Genomic DNA, 22,827 nt, shown 5'->3' on the forward strand with positions numbered 1-22,827 from the left:
TTTATGCCTGGAATTTGCCCCTCAAAACACCGCAATCCTCTGTAGGAGCGAGCCTGCTCGCGAAGGTCGTCAACGATAACGCGGGAATTCTGGATAAACGCGGTGCCCTTAGGTTCTTCGCGAGCAGGCTCGCTCCTACAGGGGATTGCGGTGGCGCATAAATCGCGGGCACAAAAAAGCACCCCGCAGGGTGCTTCTTTTTTAATCCAGCATCAGCAGATCAGTGAGCCGTCTGATTCTCCGACAAGATCAACTTGCCTTCCTTATCCACCGGAATCTGGTTGCCTGGATCACGATCCATGCGCACCTTGCCTTCCTTGCCGTCCAGCGAATAACGCACGTCGTAACCTACAACCTTGTCACTGATGTCGTTAACCGTGTTACAGCGGGTCTGGGTGGTGGTGTAGGTATCACGCTCCTGCATGCCTTCCTGCACCTTGTTACCGGCGTAACCGCCACCGACAGCACCTGCGACCGTGGCGATCTTCTTACCGCTGCCGCCACCGATCTGGTTACCCAGCAAACCACCTGCCAATGCACCGACCACCGTACCGGCGATCTGATGTTGATCTTTCACCGGCGCCTGCCGGGTGACCGCTACATCCTTGCACACTTCACGTGGAGTCTTGATTTGTGTCTTGACCGGCTCAACGGCGAGTACTTGTGCGAACTCCGGGCCGCTTTTAACCAGGCTGTAGGTGGCCACAGCACCCCCGGCAGTCACACCGACAGCACCCAGTACAGCACCAACCAGCATCGACTTGTTCACATGAACCTCCTGGACCATCAAATGCGGGATAAACCCGCGCTTCTCCCAGCCTTGGAGCACAAAAAAAGGCGCGAGTTCAACTCGCGCCTTTTTCGGACTACATCACTGAAAGAAGCTTCCTTCAAGGACGGTCGTCGACTTCCTTCTCGGTATTGGCCGGAGGAATCAGGTCTTCCGTGCTCAGGTTCAGCCAGATCAGCACCACGTTCGCGATGTAGATCGACGAGTAAGTACCCGCCAGAACACCGATGAACAGGGCAATGGAGAAGCCGAACAGGTTGTCGCCACCGAAGAACAGCAGGGCCGCGATCGCCAGCAAGGTGGAAATCGAAGTCGCCATGGTCCGCAGCAGGGTTTGCGTGGTCGAGATGTTGATGTTCTCGATCAGGCTGGCCTTGCGCAGTACCCGGAAGTTCTCACGAACCCGGTCGAATACCACGATGGTGTCGTTGAGCGAGTAACCGATGATCGCCAGCACCGCCGCCAGCACCGTCAGGTCGAAGGTGATCTGGAAGAACGACAGGATACCGATGGTCACGATCACGTCGTGGATCAGGGACACGATCGCACCGACCGCAAACTTCCACTGAAAGCGGAACGCCAGGTAGATCAGGATGCCGCCCAGCGCCATCAGCATGCCGAGGCCGCCCTGGTCGCGCAGCTCTTCACCCACCTGCGGGCCGACGAACTCGACGCGCTTGACCGTCGCCGGGTTCTCGCCGCCCACCTTCTGCAAGGCTTCGGCCACCTGGTGACCCAGTTGCGGGTCTTCGCCAGGCATGCGCACCAGCAGGTCGGTGGTTGCACCGAAGTTCTGCACGATGGCTTCGTGATAACCCGCGGTCACCAGCTGCTCACGCACCTTGGTGACGTCGGCCGGACGCTCGTAGGTCAGCTCGATGAGCGTACCGCCGGTGAAGTCCAGGCCCCAGTTCATGCCCTTGGTGGCGACGCTGAACAAGGCCAGCACCGTAAGGAACAATGTGACGCCGAACGCAAAGTTGCGAACGCCCATGAAGTTGATTGTACGTAACATGGCAGCCCCTTAAATCCACAACTTCTTGAAGTCACGACCGCCGAAGATCAGGTTGACCATCGCGCGGGTCACCATGATGGCCGTGAACATCGAGGTAAAGATCCCGAGGGACATGGTCACTGCAAAGCCCTTGACCGGGCCGGTGCCCATGGCAAAGAGGATGCCGCCGACCAACAGTGTTGTCAGGTTGGCGTCGAGAATCGCGGTGAATGCCCGGCCGAAGCCTTCGTTGATTGCGCGCTGCACGGTCATGCCGGCGGCGATCTCTTCACGGATCCGCGAGAAGATCAGCACGTTGGCGTCGACCGCCATACCCATGGTCAACACGATACCGGCGATACCCGGCAGAGTCAGCGTTGCACCCAGCAGAGACATCAAGGCCAGCAGCATCACCATGTTCACCGTCAGCGCGACGGTGGCGATAATGCCGAAGAAGCGGTAGATGGCGATGATGAACAGCGAGACGAACAGCATGCCCCACAGCGATGCATCGATACCCTTGGTGATGTTGTCGGCACCCAGGCTTGGACCGATGGTGCGTTCTTCAGCGAAGTACATCGGAGCGGCCAGACCACCGGCACGCAGCAGCAGCGCCAGTTCGGACGACTCGCCCTGGCCGTTCAGGCCAGTGATGCGGAACTGAGCACCCAGCGGCGACTGAATGGTCGCCAGGCTGATGATCTTCTTCTCTTCCTTGAAGGTCTGAACCGGAACGTCTTTCTCGACGCCGTTGACCACCTGCTTGGTGTAAGTGGTAACCGGGCGCTGCTCGATGAAGATCACCGCCATGCTGCGACCGACGTTCGAACGGGTCGCACGACTCATCAGCTCGCCGCCATGGCCATCCAGACGGATATTCACTTCTGGCCTGCCGTGCTCGTCGAAGCCAGCCTTGGCGTCGGTTACCTGGTCACCGGTGATGATCAGGCCACGCTCGATCAGCGCAGGAGGACGGTTGCCCTCACGGAACTCGAAGGATTCGGAAGTGGCTTTCGAAGCACCCGGCTCAGCCGCCAGACGGAACTCGAGGTTGGCCGTCTTGCCGAGGATACGCTTGGCTTCGGCGGTGTCCTGCACGCCCGGCAGCTCAACCACGATGCGGTTGGCGCCCTGACGCTGGACGATCGGTTCGGCAACACCCAGCTCGTTGACGCGGTTACGTACCGTGGTCAAGTTCTGCTTGATGGAGTATTCACGGATTTCCGCCAGCTTGGCCGGGGTCATCGCCAGACGCAGCACCGGTTGACCGTTGAGGTCGGCCGGAACAATGTCGAAATCGTTGAAGTTCTTGCGGATCAGCGTACGGGCCTGTTCGCGGGCTGCTTCATCAGTGAAGCCCAGCTGAATGGCACCGCCCAGTTGCGGCAGACTGCGATAGCGCAGCTTCTCTTTACGCAGCAGGCTCTTGACGTCACCTTCGTAGACTTTCAGGCGCGCGTCGAGGGCTTTGTCCATGTCCACTTCCAGCAGGAAGTGCACACCACCGGACAAGTCCAGACCCAGCTTCATCGGATGCGCAGCGAGGTTGCGCAGCCATTGCGGGGTGGTTTGTGCCAGGTTCAGCGCGACGACGTAGTCATCACCCAATGCCTTGCGCACGACGTCCTTGGCCGGCAGCTGGTCTTCAGCCTTGGTCAGGCGAATCAGACCGCCCTTGCCGCCCTCTGCCAGCGTGGCAGCCTTGACGTTGATCCCGGATTCCTTGAGCGCAGCGCTCACGCGATCCAGATCAGCCTGATTGACCTGCAGCGCAGTGCTTGCACCGCTGACCTGAATGGCCGGGTCATCAGGATAAAGATTGGGAGCGGAATAAATCAGACCGACCGCCAGCACCGCCAGGATCAGAATGTATTTCCACAGAGGATATTTGTTCAGCATCACGCCGCCCGTTTATGACGCGGGGCGCCTTGCGCGCCCCGTCGATTGAAAATGAAGTTGAAACTTAGATCGCTTTGAGCGTGCCTTTTGGCAGCGTGGCGGCGATGGCGCCTTTCTGGAACTTCATTTCGACGGTGTCGGAAACTTCCAGAACGACGAAATCGTCGGCCACTTTAGTGATCTTGCCGGCGATGCCGCCGGTGGTCACAACTTCGTCGCCTTTCTGCAGGCTGCTCAGCAGGTTTTTCTGCTCTTTGGCGCGCTTGGCCTGTGGACGCCAGATCATCAGGTAGAAGATGACCAGGAAGCCGACCAGGAAAATCCACTCGAAACCGCCGCCCATAGGGGCTGCCGCAGGTGCAGCAGCGTCTGCCATGGCATTAGAGATAAAAAAGCTCATTTAGCACTCCAGTTGCAAATGTTGAATCTTGGGGTCAGTAAACTCAGTCCAAAGGCGGAACAGGCAACCCGCGTTTGGCGTAGAAGGCATCGACAAAGGCGGCCAATGTACCCTGTTGAATAGCCTCGCGCAAACCAGCCATAAGCACTTGATAATGGCGCAAGTTATGGATGGTATTGAGCATGCTTCCCAGCATTTCGCCGCACTTGTCCAGGTGATGCAGATAAGCGCGGGAGAAGTTCTGGCAGGTATAGCAATCGCAGGTCGGATCGAGCGGCGAATCATCATGGCGATGGAACGCGTTACGGATCTTCAGCACGCCGGTATCAATGAACAGATGCCCATTGCGGGCATTACGGGTTGGCATCACGCAATCGAACATGTCCACACCGCGGCGCACACCCTCAACCAAGTCTTCCGGTTTGCCAACGCCCATAAGGTAACGAGGTTTGTCAGCCGGCATCATGCCCGGCAGGTAATCCAGCACCTTGATCATCTCGTGCTTGGGCTCGCCCACCGACAGGCCGCCGATGGCCAGGCCGTCGAAGCCGATCTTGTCCAGGCCTTCCAGGGAGCGCATGCGCAGGTCCTGGTGCATGCCGCCCTGAACGATTCCGAACAGCGCCGCCGTGTTGTCGCCATGGGCTTCTTTCGAACGCTTGGCCCAACGCAGGGACAATTCCATGGAAATACGGGCGACGTCTTCGTCGGCCGGGTACGGCGTGCATTCGTCGAAAATCATCACGATGTCGGAGCCCAGGTCACGCTGGACCTGCATCGACTCTTCCGGCCCCATGAACACCTTGGCGCCGTCGACCGGGGAAGCGAAGGTCACGCCCTCCTCCTTGATCTTGCGCATCGCGCCCAGGCTGAACACCTGGAAACCGCCGGAGTCAGTCAGAATCGGGCCTTTCCACTGCATGAAATCGTGCAGGTCGCCGTGTTTCTTGATCACTTCCGTGCCCGGACGCAGCCACAGGTGGAAAGTGTTGCCCAGAATGATTTCAGCGCCAGTCGCCTCGATATCCCGTGGCAGCATGCCCTTGACCGTGCCGTAGGTGCCCACCGGCATGAAAGCCGGGGTCTCGACGGTACCGCGCGGGAAGGTCAAACGACCGCGACGAGCCTTGCCATCAGTGGCCAGCAGCTCGAAAGACATACGACAGGTGCGACTCATACAGTTTCCTCTGGGCCCGATTCTTTAGGGGCAGTCGGCGCAGGATTACGCGTGATGAACATCGCATCACCGTAGCTGAAAAAGCGGTAACCGTTGTCGACCGCAGCCTTGTAGGCAGCCATGGTCTCGGGATAACCGGCGAACGCCGAAACCAGCATCAACAGCGTGGATTCAGGCAAATGGAAGTTGGTGACCAGGGCATCGACCACATGAAACGGCCGGCCAGGGTAGATGAAAATGTCTGTATCGCCGCTGAACGGCTTGAGCACGCCATCGCGGGCGGCACTTTCCAGGGAACGCACGCTGGTGGTCCCCACCGCCACCACGCGACCACCGCGAGCGCGGCAGGCGGCAACGGCATCGACCACGTCCTGGCCGACTTCCAGCCATTCTGTGTGCATGTGGTGGTCTTCGAGCTTCTCCACCCGCACCGGCTGGAACGTACCGGCGCCAACGTGCAAGGTCACGAACGCGGTCTCGACGCCCTTGGCGGCAATCGCCTCCATCAGCACCTGATCGAAATGCAGCCCCGCCGTCGGCGCCGCCACCGCGCCCAAACGCTCGGCGTAGACGGTCTGGTAACGCTCACGGTCCGCGCCCTCGTCCGGGCGGTCTATATAAGGAGGCAACGGCATGTGCCCGACGCGGTCGAGCAGCGGCAGCACTTCCTCGGCAAACCCAAGCTCGAACAACGCATCATGACGCGCCAGCATCTCGGCCTCGCCACCGCCGTCGATCAGGATCTTCGACCCCGGCTTCGGCGACTTGCTGGAGCGCACATGGGCCAGCACGCGATGACTGTCCAGCACCCGCTCCACCAGGATTTCCAGCTTGCCGCCGGAAGCCTTCTGGCCAAACAGCCGCGCCGGAATCACCCGGGTATTGTTGAACACCATCAAGTCGCCGGGACGCAAATGCTCCAGCAAATCAGTGAATTGACGGTGTGCCAGGGCGCCGCTGACCCCATCAAGGGTCAACAGGCGACTATTGCGCCGCTCGGCCAGCGGATGGCGGGCGATCAGCGAATCAGGGAGCTCGAAGGTAAAGTCAGCAACGCGCATGATGGGGTTCGTCTAGCAGGGCCGGGAAGTCTAGCGGAATTATCAAAAATTCTCCATGTACCTGATTGACCAGCGGTTATCTCATCTCTATACTTCGCCGCCATTGAGCCCTGATGGCGGAATTGGTAGACGCGGCGGATTCAAAATCCGTTTTCGAAAGGAGTGGGAGTTCGAGTCTCCCTCGGGGCACCAAAATTAAGAAAGGTCTTGCTTAGCAAGGCCTTTTTTTTCGTCTGCAGAAAAGCACCTGCCATCTCACCGACCTGTAGGAGCCGGCTTGCTGGCGATGCTTTTGACCCTGCTCTTCCACACCACCCGCACCGCCGGAAAATTTCACAAGGATTCCCCCCATGGAATTGCACCTGGAAACCGTCGCCCTCTTCTCCCTCAAACTGGCTTACGAATCGGAAGATTCAAGCCCGATTTTGCGTGACGATCTGGTCATGGGTGACTACCAGCGGGATGTGTTTGAGTTGCTGGTGCGGCGGGGGGATGTTGAGACGATTCAGGTGAAGGTGGGTGAGTGTGTGGGGTTGGCGCTGGAGGCCATTGGCGGTGTGGATAAACCGTTGGGGCGGGAGTTGCGGAGGTTGGCGGGTGAATTTCGCAGTGCGCAGACGATAGAGCAACTTGATGCTCCGCTCATCGGGCTTAAGGATTACTTGAAAGACATTCAATGAATGAAGGCGGGTGACCTAAGAAGCAGGAACGCCCAACTGCCGGACGGCACTGGTAGCCCATCTTATCCAATAATAAATCTGCTCCTTTCACCCAGCAGGTTAAGCAATCGATGCCCTTGAGGCATCGAGCTAACCAACTCCAGCAACCATTTGAGTATAGGGGTCATGCAGCTACCCAGTCCTGAGCACTCAAACTTTTCTGTAATAGCCGGGTGAGTTCGACCCAAAAAAGACACTCTAGGGGGAGAGGCGATTCAGCACCCAATGGACAGGAGGTAGTTAGTTGAAGAAGAGTCTTCCACCTCAGTCCCCTGATCAAAAGCGGATTTTTTCACCCATCACCGATAAGCGCAACCCGGCCATACTGACCATCGCAGGCGGAGAACATGTCGAACTTGAGATAATCGCTAGCAAACACGCTTTCACCTCTTTCGACAAAGTGATGATCGGCAGACCGATAGGACAGGTCGAAGGCGGCTATGTGATCAGCGAATAGACGAACTTATGCCAAGACGAATTCTTTCTTGACAATTTGATCCGACATAGGCGCTATTTACTACCCTCTCGCTTTTTCGATCAAATCTCGTACTTTAGAGGAAAGGAATTCTTTAAATTTTGGATGACTTGTAATCGGCTCAAGCTGTTCGTTTCCTGCCAATCGCTGGATGCATATGCTACACAAAGATTTTTCATTATAATTCCCTCTACGAATGACTCCATTCGCGTACCCCAGCACGCCGTTTAGTTTCTGCTTGTATTTAATCTTTTGCTCTTCGCCACCTGAGACTTCAGAAACTATTTCTTCGAGAATCTCGCGCCAGTCTCCTTGAGAGACTGAATGCAACTCCACTTCAGATGGAAGCTTTAACCATAAGTACCGATCTCGACCAGAATAAAACTCGTATATCTCTTCGGCATATTCGTACCTATCTATTGCGCTTTCGCCCTCCCCCCGCTGCGGTGGACTAGCATAGGTGCCGTCACTTCGTCCAGAATATGAAACCACGCCATCTCCACCATAAACAATAAATATATAGCCAGGAGACAGGATTGATCTAAGGCGCAGGGTTGCAGCAATAGGTGAGACTTCTGCTTTTTTGGCTATCCGCTCGTTGAGCTTCGCAGGATTGGAAGTTTTTTTTATCAAATCCTCGATCCATGCGGTAGGCATTAGCAGCTCAGTTGCAAATGCATTGGCTTCAGCCTCCATTTCCCAATAATCAATAGTTCCATCCGAGTTTGCGCCATTGGTAATATCGAAAATCGTTCCCATATGCCAAGGAATAATCACATGACCTATTTCATGTGCGATTGTAAAACGCTGCCTCGTTTTTGGGCGGTTTTTATTGACAAGTATTGTCGGCCTAATCCCAGCTTTCTTTAAGTTTGCTGCCACGCCATCAATTTCAAATGGTATATCAACAAACTTCAAATCTCCGTACTTTTCTGCCAGCCCGATAACATCAACCGGAATATCCAAGGAATATTTTTCGTGCATCCGTTTGGCATAATTAACTACGGTCTCTTTGCGCAAATTAGAACCCTTCCTTCCGAAGCCATCTCATCAGAAATTTTGCCTTCTCAGGAGAGTCCGCCCTTGCCGCCAATGGTAACTCGTGCAAGTCAGCAACGACATCATCAATAACCCGATTTTGAATTCTTGCTGTGATTATAAACGCGAGAATGTCGGGATCGTGGACCCATAGGCGATACTCTTGCCGCGTCATCCCTAAGTAAGAATATATTGATCCCATACTATCAAGCTCATGCCACTCATCAATAAAATCGTCTATCTCTTCAGGGAGAACTTCTCCTTCTACACAAAGATCAATGAATCGCTTGTTAGACATCAACTGTCCTCCCCTTTACGGCATCTTTAATGTTTTCGCCAGTGGTGGCGTCGAGAACACCCAAATGTTTGCCTCGCGACGAAAACACTTCAATTTCTCCATGGAATGCATCCCAAGTATAAAGCCGACGGCCACATAACGACCGCCACCGACGCTCACCGTGGACGAACCCCAGGTACTCCATGCTGTCGAAGTAGGATGGCTTGGGAATGGTTTTTTTTGTCACCGTTCCTCCTTGATGTCGTTATTCTATGCGGGGCATCATAACGTCCAGACCTTCATGTCAGATACCCCAGAATTCTCGATCTCAGCACTCCAAGCAATGGTATGCCGCGTCCCAGCTCTCTGGAGTCTCGACGGAAAAGCGGAAAAGGGGGCAAAAAGGGGACAGATTTATTTTCAAGAAAATAAATCTGCCCCCTTTTTGCCAGTCCCCTTTTTGCCTTTTTGCGCGTTGCTGGATTGGTCGTGCGGTCTTCTTCATTCCGGTAGCTGCAGCGCCGGTACTTTAGTTACGGCTACGGAAAGCTTGTATTCGAACAGCTCCACGTCCTTCATGCTCGAGCAGGCCAGAAGCAGATCCTCGGACATGCTGCGGCAAACAATGATGCCGCGTACCTTCTGGTCTAGCTCCGCGAGATCGCGCCGAACCCAGTTCATATAGCGCAGCAGTTGGCCGATTACGCGGTCGTAGCCCCGAGAAACCTTCAGCTCAATCACAACGAACGCACCATTACGGTCGACGGCGAGAATGTCGATACGTCTTCCTCCACCCGCTTCATATTCGATGCCACGTAGGTCTTCGTCTTCGTACAACTTCAAGCCCGGCTCGATGCATTCGAGGTTTTCGGCCAGGTAACGCTGCAGGTCTTTCTCCAGTAGAAATTCGGTGGAGCCCGGTAGGTTGGTTTCGTCAGAACACTCGCGACCGCTTTCAACCTCCTCTATATCTTGCTCGGCGATATCGCCCTTGACCATTTCCCGAATAGGCGCCGGATCCTTGCCCGCTTCATAGAGCCGAAACTCTCCGGGGGCCACCTTGAACAGAATGTCGTCAGTGGTATTGGTCGAGGGATGATGCAGGCGACTTGGGTCGTTCGTAGCGGCCTGGACTAAATGCGCGCGGATGCTGCCTGGTTTGAGTTTGGGGTAGTTCGTCGCAAACCACTGTATCGCGCGAGCAGCAGTGAATACTTGGCCCGCTTGGAGGTTCCAGCTCACGAGCATGTCTTTGAGCAGCGCGCGGGTGGTCTTGTCGTAAATCGTCCTGGCCATGTGGGCTTCCTTGCAGCGTTCGATTTGACAGAATGCGCCACATATTGCCTTTAGTGGCGCACAGACATCAAATTGACTTGCGGCGCGATGCTCTGCGAAATAGAAAATCAGCCCAAGTTTCCTTTGCTCGATTGTCCTCTTCTGGCCGAATGCGGCCTACCGTATACTCAATTTTGTAAACGCTGCTGCAACACCTATTAGGCTTGTAACACCCAACGCACGTGGAAGATGAACGGTGTGCAACATCAACAATATTTAGCAAATTCAATTAGTTAATATCATTTGTAACACCTGCAACACCTGTAACACGTCTTTTCGAGCCCCCACACCCTATCGCGTCATAGCGCCGCCTGCGAAAGCAATACTGGCTTGGTATCGACTAATGCAGAATTCGAACGCTGGGCCGCTGAATGCCAGGACGCTTGGGAGGTGCCGTCTGCCAACAACGAACAGAGGATCGGGGCACCGACAGCGCCTGGGACCCTGGAGACGTTCGGCAAGCACGGGGTCGGAAACCCGCGCCTTCGTGTTAGTGGGAGGTTTTTTCACATTGGTTGACAGGTTGACGTGGTTGACACCTATCCCCGTGGTTGACGGTGCTCTGGCATTCACAATCTTCAACACGAAGGGACACCTTTACAGATGCGGTAAAGGTGCTTCTTTTTCTTTAATATCCTTACAATTTCAACATTGAAATTTCAGTAAGCTGGGTAAGCTGCTGCTACCACGATCCCGCGGGTTTCCGACCCCGTATCCATGGTGGATGCTCAGGGTCCCCAGCAGGATTCCAAAATGCTCTAATGGCTTCGCCTATCTCCGTTGAACAACCGCCAGGGTTATGGTTTGCAACGGGCTGCAACATCACCTTTGCCTCCCCGATTAAGCAGATCTGGACAACCTAATGAAAGGGATCCACTCGTGACTACATGGAACTTGGCGGTTTTGAGGGGTGCTGTACAACAGCGATACGGGGATGATCAGCAAGAAATGCTCAGTCCTTCTTTAAATTCAATAGTTCAACGTGGAGCATTCGCTAAATATCACTACGGAGAGGCTAAACGCTTACTGAATGCCGCGACCACTGGTCATGCTGAACCGGGCGAGATGATGAAGTTGATTCTTGGGGACGATGCTGCAAGCATCGCTTTCAATCAGGCTCGATTCCAAGCTGCTGCACACATCACCGCTTGCGTCCAGAATATGCATGCAACAGCAGATATCCTCGCTCACACAGTGTACTTCGCTCTTGGGATGAATTTGGATCCGAGTACCTTCCTCAAACCCCGAGAGATATGCATAGCGAAAATTATTGAAAAATTACCGACCGGGCTGATCCATCAGCAGCTGACTGACCTAGTGGTTCATGAGGGCTTTCGCTATCTATCGGCCCTCAACAATCACTCGAAGCATCGCAGTATGGTCGACACCCCTTACTCCCTCGATTTAACTTCGAAACCTGCTCCGTCAGGACTAAAATTCGCGGCATTCAAGTATGGCAAGAAAGTATTTGCAGAGCGCTGGGCTATGCCAACGCTAGACGAAGAATACGGTCGTCAGTCGAAGCTCATAATTCACATTGGGCAGTTAATCAATTCGACCCTCATTTCCTAGCACACCTCGAAAGGGTGACAACTCGATAGCAGCCGACACCCCGCATCCCTACGTGTATCCCTCACTGTATAATCAAGCTGCAAGCCACGTAATATATAGAGCCCTACAGTCCCCCCTCGGGCACCAAAATTAAGAAAGGTCTTGCTTTGCAAGGCCTTTTTTTTCGTCTGTAGAAAAGCCACCTCGTCGCTGTAGGAGCTGCCGAAGGCTGCGATCTTTTGATCTTGCTCTTCAACGTCGCCCACACCGGTGGAACATTTCACAAGGATTCCCTCATGGAATTGCAGCTGGAAACTGTCGCTCTCTTCTCCCTCAAACTGGCTTACGAGACGGAGGATTCAAGTCCGATTTTGCGTGATGATCTGGTCATGGGTGACTACCAGCGGGATGTGTTTGAGTTGCTGATGCGGCGGGGGGATGTTGGGGCGATTCAGTTGACGGTGGATGAGTGTGTGGGGCTGGCGCTGGAGGCTATTGGGGGTGTGGATAAGCCGTTGGGGTGTGAGTTGCGGAGGGTGGCAGGTGAGTTCAGCGGCGCTCAGTCGCTGGAGCAGCTTGATGCCCCGCTCATCGCGCTCAAGGATTATCTGAAAGACATTCAATAATGAGGGGGCGGCTGAAAAAGCTGGTGCGCCTGCTAGTGGGACACGTCGGCGCTACTATCCATTTTTTTCCAATAATATATCTGTCCCCTTTTCCGGTCCCTTTTCCGGTCCCCTTTTCCTCCAGCCACACCTGGTCGCGAGCTTCAATTACCGAGCTACACTGCAACGACTTGGATTACGATGCTTTACTTGTCCTGCTCGAGCTAGGACAGCATACCCCCAACGGTTGAAATACCTAATAAGGAACGCAAGATGTCTGATGATGAAGGACGGAACTTACAAGTGTCTGGGAAAGGTGCCGAGGTGCCGACAGATAAGTCCCTGAAGCTGACGCAGAATGATGTAATCGACTTGAGCGGTCTAAGCGACAATCAGGTTTCGGAGCTACGTCTTCAGCACGCCAAAGGCTTGCTTTCGCTTCAACAGAAAGCACAGGAAATGAAGATCGACGTTGCTGCTCTAGATGCGTCGTTAAATTCTTTCAACGACCAAACTGCGAAGGCCACTCAAACTGGTGCTTCAGCAACTATTCAGCACTCGCAGACCACGTCGATTGGGCGCACCGAGGTGATCATCGGGAATACTGACCGCGCTGCTGCAGGGAAACTGTCGCGTTCTGCGGCAGGTGAAAGGGATCGAACACTGATGATTATCGGCATAATCGCTGTGGCTGTGGTGCTTGTCGCGATGTTCATGGGAGGGAAGTAATGTTTCGGAGCAGCATCACAATTCGCGCCCCCGAAGATGCTGTGACTGAGCTGGAGCGATTCCAGATCGCCCTTAACAAATCAGGTTTGTCAGAAACGACTTCTGTGTTTTTGTGGGATCAAGTAAAGATGGCACTTCAACAGTTCAAAGATCAAATGGCGCTTCGTCACATGCAAATGATTACTGCCGACAGGGTTTTCGAGGGCAAAGACTACCGTGTCTCAATTACCGTTCGCCAGGGACAAGAAAGCCTGATGTCCAAGATCATTCGCTTGATCAGGGGGTAAGCCATGGGACGTTATCACCATGGTTCTCGCAAGGGCACCAAATATCACCACAGTACTGGCGCGGAAGCAGCCCGACGCCACATTCAGGAAGCGCAAGCGTTTTCGCAGGAAATTGGCGGAAATGATACAGATGTGAAGTCATATTTCTTCGGCTTATCTGGAACTGAATTTGAATCCATCCTAACGGAATACGGCAAAACGTACGGCCCTGAAGCGGAGAGTTATGCACGGAATACCATGTATAAATGGCGCTCGGGCGTGACAAAAATGTCGGGCATGGTAGCAAAGCGGTTGTTCGACCTACTGCCGCCCCGAATGCCTGAGAAAAAAAAATACGAACTAGCAGAAAGTGTGTGGTTGCACTTTGGCCCTTCCTCGCGTCACGCCTATACAGTTGGGCCACAAGCCGATGTTGCCGCCCTTGCGCATGTAGTCGTGGAAAAGTTGGATCAGGTCGTGCTTTCTTACGGGCTCCCCGAAAACGTCAAGGCCCGCTTCGCCTGGTTGGCTTCGGGAGACGTGGTAATTAAGGAACAGCTCCTGAACCACTTCAGACAATTGCAGAAATCCATAGCGGCTGAGAAGGTCAATCTTGAAATCCCCGTCTTGCAAAAGCAGGTTCTTGATCACCCGGACACTACTGGATTGGTTCGCTCTCACATTGAAATTCATAAGCATGTGGTGAGCATTACAGTGGATAAGCGTCTGACAATGGAGGTCAACGAAGGTGACCCGGAACCATTGAAGAGCACGGCGAGCGGAAGTCTGTGGTGGCTATGGGTTGTTGGTGCCGCGATCGTTTTCTTTCTGTTGTCTAGGCGGTAATACAAAGAAAAAAGGGACCTCAGATTTATTTCCATTTACTCTGCTAAAAATTTCGAGCCCAAACGATTTGAGCGAGCCACTTTTATCAAGCAGGCAACACAAACCTAGCTTCAAGTCTATGCAACAACTCAAACGTATTCAAAAAAGGAACATTAAGCTCCCGACAAATATTGGGAATGATGAATTTTCGTTTAACGTCGAGATTCAGCACTTCATGAGTAACGACTGTAGCCCCTGTCGTCATCGCTTTCGCAATTAACCAAGGGTCAGCGCCCGCTAGAAATTCTTCCATAGCGCCTATTTTCATCTTATGCGCTTGATCAGCCACAAGCCCCGCAATCTGCGCGAATGCCAGTTGCGTATCCTGATCGGTGGTGGAGTGAAAGAAATCGGAATTGTCCTTCGCCCAACCCGCCAGATCGTCATGCCCTTTTGTTAGCTCATCCATTACAGGTGCAATGCTTGCTAAATCCAATGCTTTATTTTTAAGCAATAACCATTGCCAAAATCCAGGACAGATAGCCATCCCGTAGTAACGATTCTTCGCTTCGATCAGTGTGTTAGCGTCGAGTAAATGATTCATTCCGTAATCTTGCTGGCGAGAGTCCTTAATTTAGCAGGTTGCACGCCGAGCAAGTGTCCCGCCTCGCGCAGCAGCATCCGGCCACTCATTGCTTCAGTCAGCACTGCCTTGCTTAGGCGAGGGCTGTTTTTCGCGGTGGCGTTACGGTAATAGTCACCCGCTCCACCTTTTTCATCCTGGAAAGCCTTGAGGATCATTCGATAGTAAGCGCTGTATTGCGCTTGGTTTATATATCCAAGATCCAATGCGCGGCGCCCGATAACTAATTTACTGATATGAAACCGAGTGGCTAGCGGAGCTAAATTGTCTTCCCAGCTAACATCTGCGTTCCACAGGGCGCGAAATAGAGCTTCGGGAGTAAGAAACTCACCTGCGACTGCATTGCAGAAACGCTCCTCGTCTCGACCATTTGCGGAATTCCCGTCAGACACTCCACTGCTGCCTATCCAGATATGGGCAAGCTCGTGAATTAAAGTGAACAGCCTGGCGGTCGGTGCGTCGGAACTGTTGATAAATATAACGGGGGCGTAGGCATTGCTGATGGCAAAACCTCGAAATTCGCTCACTTCAAGTTTGCGGTGAGTGTTCCCTAGCGCAATGCCACTGCGCATCACCAAAACGCCAGCCGCTTCAGCAGCTTCGATCAAGGCACGGCTGTATTTTTCATAGTCCAATCGAGCAATGTCAGGGTTCACGCCGAGGACCCGACGGATATCGTCCACCACCTCTCTGACTTGAGATCGACTACTGAAGCGACCTACAAATGCCAGCGGTTGATGCTCCTGATTTTGCAGATACTCCAGGTACCAGTCCTGCTTACGTATGGCATCCCTTACGGTATCCAACAGTTCCAAAGTGGGACGTTGTGGAGCAATCCCTCCCACTGTCCGCAGATCTGGTAAAGGCAGCTGTTCGACAGGCGGGTGCTGAAGAAACAAGAAGCCAAAAGGGATGTGAGCAACACTCGCCCACTTTTGAGCCTGTAGGAACGTTGGTTTCGTCTCGCCAGTTTCCCACTCCTTTACTCGATCAGGCTTCACTGGCAGCTTTTTTGCCACCTGCTCAGTGGAGAGACCTGCGCGCTCACGAGACCAGGTGAGTAGGCTGGGATTGACTAGGGCTGCTTGGCTCATAGGGTCGCACGCAAATCAGATAGGGCCAGTAATCGCTCAAGCGCATCCGTGGCAGATGCATCGGGCTCACGCCTGTTCCAGCTATTTTGCATTGCCGCTCTCCTTGGCTATGAAAAGGTCTGGTGGTAGCGACTACAGACTAGTAGAGAACCAGAACTACTGACATGAGAAGACTGGTGGAAGCGCGCGATTATGGGGGAAGTCCGCAACGACCCGAAGCGCAAATATGTAACCCGCAGACAAATGGCATGTTGCAATACTTGTCATAACGCAAAAGCCTGCCCCTACGCCGTCAATACTGAACCTCAGCAACAACTGGCTACATAGTCATCCCCAGCACTCTCGACGGTTGCAGGAAACGGATCTCCACGATACCCTCCCACCGTCGCTGCCAATTCAGCGACCGGGTGTGAGAGCCCGAAACAATCAAGGCGCAAAGCGCCCAAAAACCTATCGCGGCGTTTTTTTTCGTCTGCGATATGGCTTTATGGCGGCTGTGCGTGGGAGACCTTCGGGTCTACCGGTTGCCTTGATTGCCGGTTTCTCACCCCGCGCACGGCTGTCACCCAAGCCCGTGAGAAGGCTCGTGGCAGCTCCTCAAATCAAGGATGTTGACCATGACCAAGACAAATCCGTTTGAAATTTGGCTGTCCCCTCTACGCAATCCCCAATCGCGTAACACCCTCCCCCATTGCCTCTCCATCCTCGGAGGTGGCCAATGACCGAACAACCCGAACTCAAAACCATCGGCCTGACACCTGCCATCTACTGCGCGGATCAAGCGCTGTTTCATGTCACTCGCGGCGTTCCTCTCGGCGATGCATTGTCCATGGCCTCCGATTTTCTGTTCCTGGCCAAGACGCTCACTGAAGATGCTGCTTATGCCAGAGATACCGACCGTCACGCTTGGGCGGCGCATTATCTGACTTCGATGAGTAAGGCGTTGGTGGATGATGCAGTGAAGGTGCTTACTCGGGATCGGGATAATGAGCTGGCGTCTAAACGGACGGGGACTAAGGCTGAGGGGTAGTGGGCGAGGCGCCAGGATAGTTTTTGGTTTCAAAAGTCAGGCGTGACGCTGTGAGAGCGGGCTTGGTTGCGGTGGCCGGGGTATTCAGCGGGACACGTGGATGCCTTGCGTTTTTCGCGAGCAGGCTCGCTCCTACAGGGGGTTGCGGTGGGCTGGCGGGCATTGTTTGGCCCCAGTGTGTGAGTGGGTTTGTGGTGCAATCTTCAGCATTGAGGGTGGTTGGGCTGGCGCTATCGCGAGCAAGCTCGCTCCCACAGGGGGGTTGTGTGGCGGGTGGTATTTCGGCTTGGCCTTGAGGTTTTTCGGGGCGTTTTGTGTTCGGTTCGGGGGATGGCTTTCGGTTTGTAGCAGAATGGATCGGCGGATCTGCTCCGTAGAATTGCCCTTGGTTCTGATGCTTCTTTTCACCTGTAATGCTTGCTATACATCAGCCATCGACAAGCCCTCAGGGCATTGGGCCAGTGTATGAACGCCCCTTGCGGCACTCATCTAGACTTAATGGATAGTCGTAGGCAGAACCGAGCACGTCGCTTTGGTGCAGGTCGATCAACAGCAGCGTGGCAAGCTGCCCTTTATGCCCAGTAGAGATGCGGCGAAGACCGCGCCGGGCACAACAAGATGCCCGCTCAGGGTGCCCTGGCCAACGGCCTGAAAATGCCACGATACCGTGACGTGGTGTGAGTGCCGCAGCCGACACTTTCGGACGACCGACGACCATCTGGTTTGTCCGTGACCGTGAGGATTGCTGAATGCCTGATGAGATGTTGCACCTGCCTGTGGTCAACAGTCTGCTGGAGCGCCACAAGGGCTCTGCGGGTGCGCTGTTGCCCATTCTTCATGATATTCAGGAACGCATCGGTTACGTCCCCGATGTCGCCGTCCCCGAGATTGCTCATGCCCTCAATCTGAGTCAGGCCGAGGTTCGCGGGGTGATCAGTTTTTACCATGACTTCCGTACCGCGCCGCCGGCCAAACATATCCTGCGGCTGTGCCGGGCTGAGTCGTGCAAGAGTCGCGGTGCCGAGCAGTTGGCCGCGCAGTTGCGCGATCGTCTGCAACTGGACGATCACGGCAGCAGCGCCGATGGCAGCATCAGTTTGCGTCCGGTGTATTGCCTTGGTGCCTGCGCCTGTTCGCCGGCGCTGGAGCTGGATGGCCGGGTGCATGCGCGGCTCAGTGCCGAGCGTCTGGATGCATTGCTCGATGCTTGTCGGGAGGACGCGTGATGCCGACTCTCTATCTGCCCTGTGATTCGCTAGCCCGTGCCGTGGGTGCCGATGAGGTATCCGTGGCCCTGATCACTCAGGCCAAGGAACGCAATCTGCCGCTGGAGCTACAGCGCACCAGTTCGCGCGGCCTGTACTGGCTGGAGCCGCTGCTGGAAGTGGACAGCCCCCAAGGCCGGATCGGTTTCGGCCCATTGACCGCTGCCGATGTGCCGTCTGTGCTCGATGCGTTGCAAGGCGAGCCGTCCAGCCATCCACTGGCCTTGGGCCTGGTGGAAGAATTGTCTTATCTGAAGACTCAACAACGCCTGTTGTTCGCCCGTGCTGGTATTACCCGGCCGCTGTCCCTCGAAGATTACCGGGCTCATGGCGGTTTCGAGGGCTTGACCCAAGCCATCGCCCTGGGCGGCGAGCAGACCGCGACGGCGGTGTTCGATTCAGGCCTGCGTGGCCGTGGCGGTGCGGCTTTCCCCGCCGGGATCAAATGGCGCACGGTGCGCGGCACTCAGGCTGCGCAAAAGTACATCGTATGCAACGCCGACGAAGGCGATTCCGGCACCTTCGCCGACCGCATGTTGATGGAAGGCGACCCCTTCCTGCTGATCGAAGGCATGGCCATTGCCGGCATTACCGTCGGTGCCACTTACGGCTACATCTATGTTCGCTCGGAATATCCCGATGCTGTGGCCACGCTGCGTGCGGCGTTGAACATCGCCCGAGACGCCGGTTACCTCGGCGCCAATGTCGGCGGCAGCAGTCAGGCTTTCGATATGGAAGTGCGCGTCGGTGCCGGCGCTTACATCTGCGGTGAAGAAACCGCGCTGCTGGACTCCCTCGAAGGCAAGCGCGGGATCGTTCGTGCCAAGCCGCCAATTCCTGCCTTGAAGGGTCTGTTCGGCCTGCCGACGCTGGTGCACAACGTGCTGACTTTGGCCTCAGTGCCGCTGATTCTGGCCAAGGGTGCGCAGTTCTATCGCGATTACGGCATGGGCCGTTCCCTGGGCACCATGCCCTTCCAGCTGGCGGGCAATATTCGTCACGGTGGCCTGGTGGAACGGGCCTTTGGCCTGACCCTGCGCGAACTGGTGGAAGACTACGGCGGCGGGACCGCCAGTGGCCGGCCGCTGAAGGCTGCGCAGGTGGGCGGCCCTCTTGGCGCCTGGGTGCCACCTTCGCAATTCGATACACCGCTGGATTACGAAGCCTTCACCGCCATTGGCGCGATGCTCGGTCACGGTGGTGTGGTAGTGGCTGACGACACCCTGGACATGGCCCATATGGCGCGCTTCGCGATGCAGTTTTGCGCCGAGGAATCCTGTGGCAAATGCACGCCGTGCCGCATCGGTTCGACCCGTGGCGTTGAGGTGATCGACCGGCTGCTCGCCGCGCCAGACGCGAGCGGTCGCGATGAGCAAGTGATCATCCTCAAGGACCTGTGCGACACCCTGCAATACGGTTCGCTGTGCGCGTTGGGCGGCATGGTTTCCTTCCCGGTCGCCAGCGCCCTCAAGCACTTCCCCGCCGACTTCGGCTTGCAGCCCTCGGAGGCCGAGCAATGATCACTCTCTTTGACCCTAAAACCGATATCGATCTGGGTACACCTGCCCGCGACAGCCAGGTGCAAGTCACCCTGAACATCGACGGCCGCAGCATCAGCGTGCCTGAAGGCACCTCGGTAATGCGCGCTGCCGCGCTGCTGGGCACCACCATTCCGAAACTCTGTGCCACCGACAGCCTGGAAGCTTTTGGCTCCTGCCGCATGTGCCTGGTGGAGATCGACGGCATGCGCGGCTACCCTGCGTCCTGCACCACGCCGGTCACTGAAGGCATGACCGTGCATACCCAGACGCCGAAGCTCGCGACCCTGCGCCGCAATGTCATGGAGTTGTACATCTCCGATCACCCGCTGGATTGCCTGACCTGCTCGGCCAACGGCAACTGCGAGCTGCAAACCGTCGCCGGTCAGGTGGGCCTGCGGGAAGTGCGTTATGGCTATGAAGGCGAGAACCATCTGGAGGACGTGAAAGACACCTCCAACCCCTACTTCGACTACGACCCGAGCAAGTGCATCGTCTGCAACCGTTGCGTGCGCGCCTGCGAAGAAACCCAGGGCACCTTCGCCCTGACCATCACCGGGCGTGGTTTTGAGTCCCGCGTGGCTGCGGCTGGCGGTGATAACTTCCTCGATTCGGAATGCGTGTCCTGCGGTGCCTGTGTACAAGCCTGCCCTACCGCGACGCTGATGGAAAAAAGCGTGGTCGAGCTGGGCCAGCCGGAACGCAGCGTGATCACCACCTGTGCCTATTGCGGCGTGGGTTGCTCGTTCCGCGCCGAGATGAAAGGCGACCAACTGGTGCGCATGGTTCCGGACAAGAACGGACAGGCCAACCATGGCCACTCTTGCGTCAAAGGGCGCTTTGCCTGGGGCTACGCCACCCACCCGGATCGCATCACCAAGCCGATGATCCGCAAGCACATCAGCGACCCTTGGCAGGAAGTCAGCTGGGATGAAGCGGTGACTTACGCCGCCAGCGAATTCCGACGTCTGCAGCAAAAATATGGCCGCGACTCTATCGGTGGCATCACCTCCAGCCGTTGCACCAACGAAGAAACCTATCTGGTGCAGAAACTGGTGCGTGCGGCCTTCGGCAACAACAACGTCGACACCTGTGCGCGGGTCTGCCACTCGCCGACCGGCTATGGCCTGAAACAAACCCTGGGCGAGTCCGCCGGCACCCAGAGTTTCGACTCGGTGATGCAGGCCGATGTGATCCTGGTGATGGGCGCCAACCCCAGCGACGCCCACCCGGTGTTCGCCTCGCAACTCAAGCGCCGCCTGCGTGAAGGCGCGCGGCTGATCGTCATCGATCCGCGACGCATCGATCTGGTGGACACGGTGCACGCCCGCGCCGAATATCATTTGGCTCTGCGCCCTGGCACCAACGTCGCCATGCTCAATGCCTTGGCCCACGTGATCATCACTGAAGGCCTGCAAAACCAGGCCTTTATCGACGCCCGTTGCGAGGGTAGCGATTTCGCGATCTGGAGTGAGTTTGTCAGCCGCGCGGAAAACTCGCCGGAAGCCCTTGGCCCGATCTGCGGTGTACCCGCTGCCGACATTCGTGCCGCCGCGCGCCTGTATGCCACCGGTGGCAACGCGGCGATCTACTACGGCCTGGGCGTTACCGAGCACAGCCAGGGCAGTACTTCCGTGATGGGCATCGCCAACCTGGCCATGGCCACGGGCAACATCGGCCGCGAAGGCGTGGGCGTGAACCCGCTACGGGGGCAGAACAACGTTCAGGGCTCCTGCGACATGGGCTCCTTCCCCCACGAACTACCTGGCTACCGGCACATCTCCAACGAGGTGGTGCGGGCGCAGTTCGAACAGGCCTGGAACGTCACCCTGCAACCCGACCCGGGCCTGCGCATCCCCAACATGTTCGAGTCGGCCCTGGCCGGCAGTTTCAAGGGCCTGTATTGCCAGGGCGAAGACATCGCCCAGAGCGATCCGAATACCCAGCACGTCACTGCGGCCCTGTCGGCCATGGAATGCGTGGTGGTGCAGGACATTTTCCTCAACGAAACCGCCAAGTTCGCCCATGTGTTCCTGCCGGGCAGTTCGTTCCTGGAAAAAGACGGCACCTTCACCAACGCCGAGCGGCGTATCTCGCGGGTACGCAAAGTCATGGACCCGCTGGGCGGCAAGGCCGACTGGGAAGGCACGGTGGCCCTGGCCAATGCGTTGGGCTACCCGATGAATTACACGCACCCGTCGCAAATCATGGATGAAATCGCCAGCCTGACGCCGACGTTCACCAACGTCAGCTACGCCGCGCTGGATAGCCACGGCAGCCTGCAATGGCCGTGCAACGCCGAGGCACCGGACGGCACGCCGACCATGCACATCGAGGAGTTCGTGCGCGGCAAGGGGCGCTTCATGCTCACCGGTTACGTGCCCACCGAGGAAAAGGTCAACAGTCGCTATCCGCTGCTGCTGACCACCGGGCGCATCCTCAGCCAGTACAACGTCGGTGCTCAAACCCGGCGTACCGACAACGTCGCCTGGCATGACGAAGACCGCCTGGAAATCCACCCGACCGACGCCGAAAGCCGTGGTATCAACGAAGGTGACTGGGTCGGTATCGGCAGCCGCGCCGGGCAAACCGTGCTGCGTGCGCGGATCACCGAACGGGTCGCCCCGGGCGTGGTGTACACCACCTTCCACTTCCCGGAATCGGGGGCCAACGTGATCACCACCGACAACTCCGACTGGGCCACCAACTGTCCGGAGTACAAGGTTACCGCCGTGGAAGTCAGCCGCGTTTATCACCCTTCTGAGTGGCAAAAACGCTTCCAGGAATTCAGCGATGAACAGCATCGTCTGCTCAAGGACCGGGGCCGTGGCGCCAAAGCGGAGGTACGCCGATGAGCACGGACAACCTGATCAAGATGGCCAACCAGATCGCCCAGTACTTTGCCAGCCAGCCGGACCAGCAACAGGCGGTGCTCAGCGTGCGCAATCATATGCAGATGTACTGGGCGCCCAGCATGCGCAAGGAGTTGCTGGCCTGGCAGACGGAACATCAAGGAGCGGACTTGCACCCGCTGGTGCAGGCGGCGGTGACTGGGGCGGGTTGGGAGGCTTAGCCTGCTGGCTGCAAAAAACTGTGGGAGCGAGCTTGCTCGCGAT

At 56.2% G+C, this 22,827-nt stretch carries 24 protein-coding genes, 1 tRNA gene and 1 pseudogene; 14 read left to right on the forward strand and 12 right to left on the reverse strand.

What is annotated here, in order from left to right:
* Positions 1-53: 53 nt before the first annotated feature.
* Positions 54-149, forward strand: a pseudogene (locus AC1RS8_RS07860) (outer membrane lipoprotein carrier protein LolA); the annotation flags it as partial.
* 71 nt (positions 150-220) lie between these two features.
* Here AC1RS8_RS07860 and AC1RS8_RS07865 read toward each other — a convergent pair.
* The 6 genes from AC1RS8_RS07865 to queA all read right to left on the reverse strand — a co-directional run bounded on the left by AC1RS8_RS07865 (position 221) and on the right by queA (position 6,321).
* Entirely contained in the window at positions 221-769 is a 549-nt protein-coding gene (locus AC1RS8_RS07865; RefSeq protein ID WP_057716304.1) for a glycine zipper 2TM domain-containing protein, read from the reverse strand.
* A gap of 121 nt (positions 770-890) precedes the next feature.
* The gene (gene secF, locus AC1RS8_RS07870) at positions 891-1,805 is read right to left on the reverse strand and encodes a protein translocase subunit SecF (RefSeq protein ID WP_218494982.1); all 915 of its coding nucleotides are present in this window, start codon (positions 1,803-1,805) and stop codon (positions 891-893) included.
* Between the two features lie 9 nt (positions 1,806-1,814).
* Positions 1,815-3,683, reverse strand: coding sequence for a protein translocase subunit SecD (gene secD / locus AC1RS8_RS07875; RefSeq protein WP_057716306.1), 1,869 nt, complete (start codon positions 3,681-3,683; stop codon positions 1,815-1,817).
* A gap of 64 nt (positions 3,684-3,747) precedes the next feature.
* Positions 3,748-4,083: a preprotein translocase subunit YajC gene (yajC, locus tag AC1RS8_RS07880; protein WP_007956696.1), complete on the reverse strand. Its 336-nt coding sequence runs from the start codon at positions 4,081-4,083 to the stop codon at positions 3,748-3,750.
* A gap of 43 nt (positions 4,084-4,126) precedes the next feature.
* Entirely contained in the window at positions 4,127-5,242 is a 1,116-nt protein-coding gene (tgt, locus tag AC1RS8_RS07885) for a tRNA guanosine(34) transglycosylase Tgt (protein ID WP_162130301.1), read from the reverse strand.
* A 14-nt stretch (positions 5,243-5,256) separates the two neighbouring features.
* On the reverse strand, positions 5,257-6,321 hold the full coding sequence (gene queA, locus AC1RS8_RS07890) for a tRNA preQ1(34) S-adenosylmethionine ribosyltransferase-isomerase QueA (RefSeq protein WP_150718723.1): 1,065 nt from the start codon (positions 6,319-6,321) through the stop codon (positions 5,257-5,259).
* Between the two features lie 107 nt (positions 6,322-6,428).
* On the opposite strand from queA, the gene AC1RS8_RS07895 reads away from it, so the two are divergent.
* The 3 genes from AC1RS8_RS07895 (at position 6,429) to AC1RS8_RS07905 (ending at position 7,497) form a co-directional block, all read left to right on the forward strand.
* Positions 6,429-6,513: transfer RNA gene (locus AC1RS8_RS07895), tRNA-Leu, on the forward strand.
* A 158-nt stretch (positions 6,514-6,671) separates the two neighbouring features.
* Positions 6,672-7,001 carry a hypothetical protein gene (locus AC1RS8_RS07900; RefSeq protein ID WP_493162484.1) on the forward strand — a complete coding sequence of 110 codons (330 nt, stop codon included), beginning with the start codon at positions 6,672-6,674 and terminating at the stop codon, positions 6,999-7,001.
* A gap of 283 nt (positions 7,002-7,284) precedes the next feature.
* Entirely contained in the window at positions 7,285-7,497 is a 213-nt protein-coding gene (locus tag AC1RS8_RS07905) for a hypothetical protein (RefSeq protein ID WP_493162485.1), read from the forward strand.
* A gap of 60 nt (positions 7,498-7,557) precedes the next feature.
* Here the strand turns inward: AC1RS8_RS07905 and AC1RS8_RS07910 are convergent, their stop codons facing one another.
* The 4 genes from AC1RS8_RS07910 to AC1RS8_RS07925 all read right to left on the reverse strand — a co-directional run bounded on the left by AC1RS8_RS07910 (position 7,558) and on the right by AC1RS8_RS07925 (position 10,126).
* Positions 7,558-8,535: an ImmA/IrrE family metallo-endopeptidase gene (locus tag AC1RS8_RS07910; RefSeq protein WP_493162486.1), complete on the reverse strand. Its 978-nt coding sequence runs from the start codon at positions 8,533-8,535 to the stop codon at positions 7,558-7,560.
* A 1-nt stretch (position 8,536) separates the two neighbouring features.
* Positions 8,537-8,851, reverse strand: a complete 315-nt coding sequence (locus AC1RS8_RS07915; RefSeq protein ID WP_493162487.1) for a hypothetical protein — start codon at positions 8,849-8,851, stop codon at positions 8,537-8,539.
* The gene (locus tag AC1RS8_RS07920; RefSeq protein WP_493162526.1) at positions 8,844-9,035 is read right to left on the reverse strand and encodes a colicin E3/pyocin S6 family cytotoxin; all 192 of its coding nucleotides are present in this window, start codon (positions 9,033-9,035) and stop codon (positions 8,844-8,846) included. The genes AC1RS8_RS07915 and AC1RS8_RS07920 overlap by 8 nt, the downstream gene beginning before the upstream one ends.
* A gap of 296 nt (positions 9,036-9,331) precedes the next feature.
* The gene (locus AC1RS8_RS07925) at positions 9,332-10,126 is read right to left on the reverse strand and encodes an endonuclease NucS domain-containing protein (RefSeq protein ID WP_493162488.1); all 795 of its coding nucleotides are present in this window, start codon (positions 10,124-10,126) and stop codon (positions 9,332-9,334) included.
* Between the two features lie 918 nt (positions 10,127-11,044).
* Here AC1RS8_RS07925 and AC1RS8_RS07930 point away from each other — a divergent pair.
* From AC1RS8_RS07930 to AC1RS8_RS07950, 5 genes are all read left to right on the forward strand, one after another.
* Entirely contained in the window at positions 11,045-11,737 is a 693-nt protein-coding gene (locus AC1RS8_RS07930; protein WP_493162489.1) for a hypothetical protein, read from the forward strand.
* Between the two features lie 275 nt (positions 11,738-12,012).
* On the forward strand, positions 12,013-12,342 hold the full coding sequence (locus AC1RS8_RS07935; RefSeq protein ID WP_493162490.1) for a hypothetical protein: 330 nt from the start codon (positions 12,013-12,015) through the stop codon (positions 12,340-12,342).
* Between the two features lie 252 nt (positions 12,343-12,594).
* Positions 12,595-13,050 carry a hypothetical protein gene (locus AC1RS8_RS07940; RefSeq protein ID WP_493162491.1) on the forward strand — a complete coding sequence of 152 codons (456 nt, stop codon included), beginning with the start codon at positions 12,595-12,597 and terminating at the stop codon, positions 13,048-13,050.
* A complete protein-coding gene (locus AC1RS8_RS07945) occupies positions 13,050-13,337 on the forward strand; it encodes a hypothetical protein (RefSeq protein ID WP_493162492.1) in 288 nt (95 codons plus the stop codon). The genes AC1RS8_RS07940 and AC1RS8_RS07945 overlap by 1 nt, the downstream gene beginning before the upstream one ends.
* 3 nt (positions 13,338-13,340) lie before the next feature.
* On the forward strand, positions 13,341-14,162 hold the full coding sequence (locus AC1RS8_RS07950; protein WP_493162493.1) for a hypothetical protein: 822 nt from the start codon (positions 13,341-13,343) through the stop codon (positions 14,160-14,162).
* An 85-nt stretch (positions 14,163-14,247) separates the two neighbouring features.
* Here the strand turns inward: AC1RS8_RS07950 and AC1RS8_RS07955 are convergent, their stop codons facing one another.
* Positions 14,248-14,745 (reverse strand): DUF4411 family protein, encoded by a 498-nt coding sequence (locus tag AC1RS8_RS07955; RefSeq protein WP_493162494.1) that lies wholly within the window; start codon positions 14,743-14,745, stop codon positions 14,248-14,250.
* The gene (locus AC1RS8_RS07960; protein ID WP_493162495.1) at positions 14,742-15,878 is read right to left on the reverse strand and encodes an ImmA/IrrE family metallo-endopeptidase; all 1,137 of its coding nucleotides are present in this window, start codon (positions 15,876-15,878) and stop codon (positions 14,742-14,744) included. Before AC1RS8_RS07960 ends, AC1RS8_RS07955 begins: the two co-directional genes overlap by 4 nt.
* A gap of 718 nt (positions 15,879-16,596) precedes the next feature.
* Here AC1RS8_RS07960 and AC1RS8_RS07965 point away from each other — a divergent pair.
* From AC1RS8_RS07965 to AC1RS8_RS07985, 5 genes are all read left to right on the forward strand, one after another.
* Positions 16,597-16,908, forward strand: coding sequence for a DUF3077 domain-containing protein (locus AC1RS8_RS07965; protein ID WP_489340602.1), 312 nt, complete (start codon positions 16,597-16,599; stop codon positions 16,906-16,908).
* A gap of 749 nt (positions 16,909-17,657) precedes the next feature.
* Positions 17,658-18,134 carry a formate dehydrogenase subunit gamma gene (locus AC1RS8_RS07970; protein WP_489339785.1) on the forward strand — a complete coding sequence of 159 codons (477 nt, stop codon included), beginning with the start codon at positions 17,658-17,660 and terminating at the stop codon, positions 18,132-18,134.
* Positions 18,134-19,693 (forward strand): formate dehydrogenase beta subunit, encoded by a 1,560-nt coding sequence (locus AC1RS8_RS07975; RefSeq protein WP_489339784.1) that lies wholly within the window; start codon positions 18,134-18,136, stop codon positions 19,691-19,693. Before AC1RS8_RS07970 ends, AC1RS8_RS07975 begins: the two co-directional genes overlap by 1 nt.
* Positions 19,690-22,566: a formate dehydrogenase subunit alpha gene (gene fdhF, locus AC1RS8_RS07980; protein ID WP_102669172.1), complete on the forward strand. Its 2,877-nt coding sequence runs from the start codon at positions 19,690-19,692 to the stop codon at positions 22,564-22,566. Before AC1RS8_RS07975 ends, fdhF begins: the two co-directional genes overlap by 4 nt.
* Positions 22,563-22,784: a formate dehydrogenase subunit delta gene (locus AC1RS8_RS07985; RefSeq protein WP_046040259.1), complete on the forward strand. Its 222-nt coding sequence runs from the start codon at positions 22,563-22,565 to the stop codon at positions 22,782-22,784. The genes fdhF and AC1RS8_RS07985 overlap by 4 nt, the downstream gene beginning before the upstream one ends.
* The last annotated feature ends 43 nt before the right edge of the window (positions 22,785-22,827 follow it).

It is taken from the genome of Pseudomonas sp. GW821-FHT12A04, assembly GCF_058807755.1.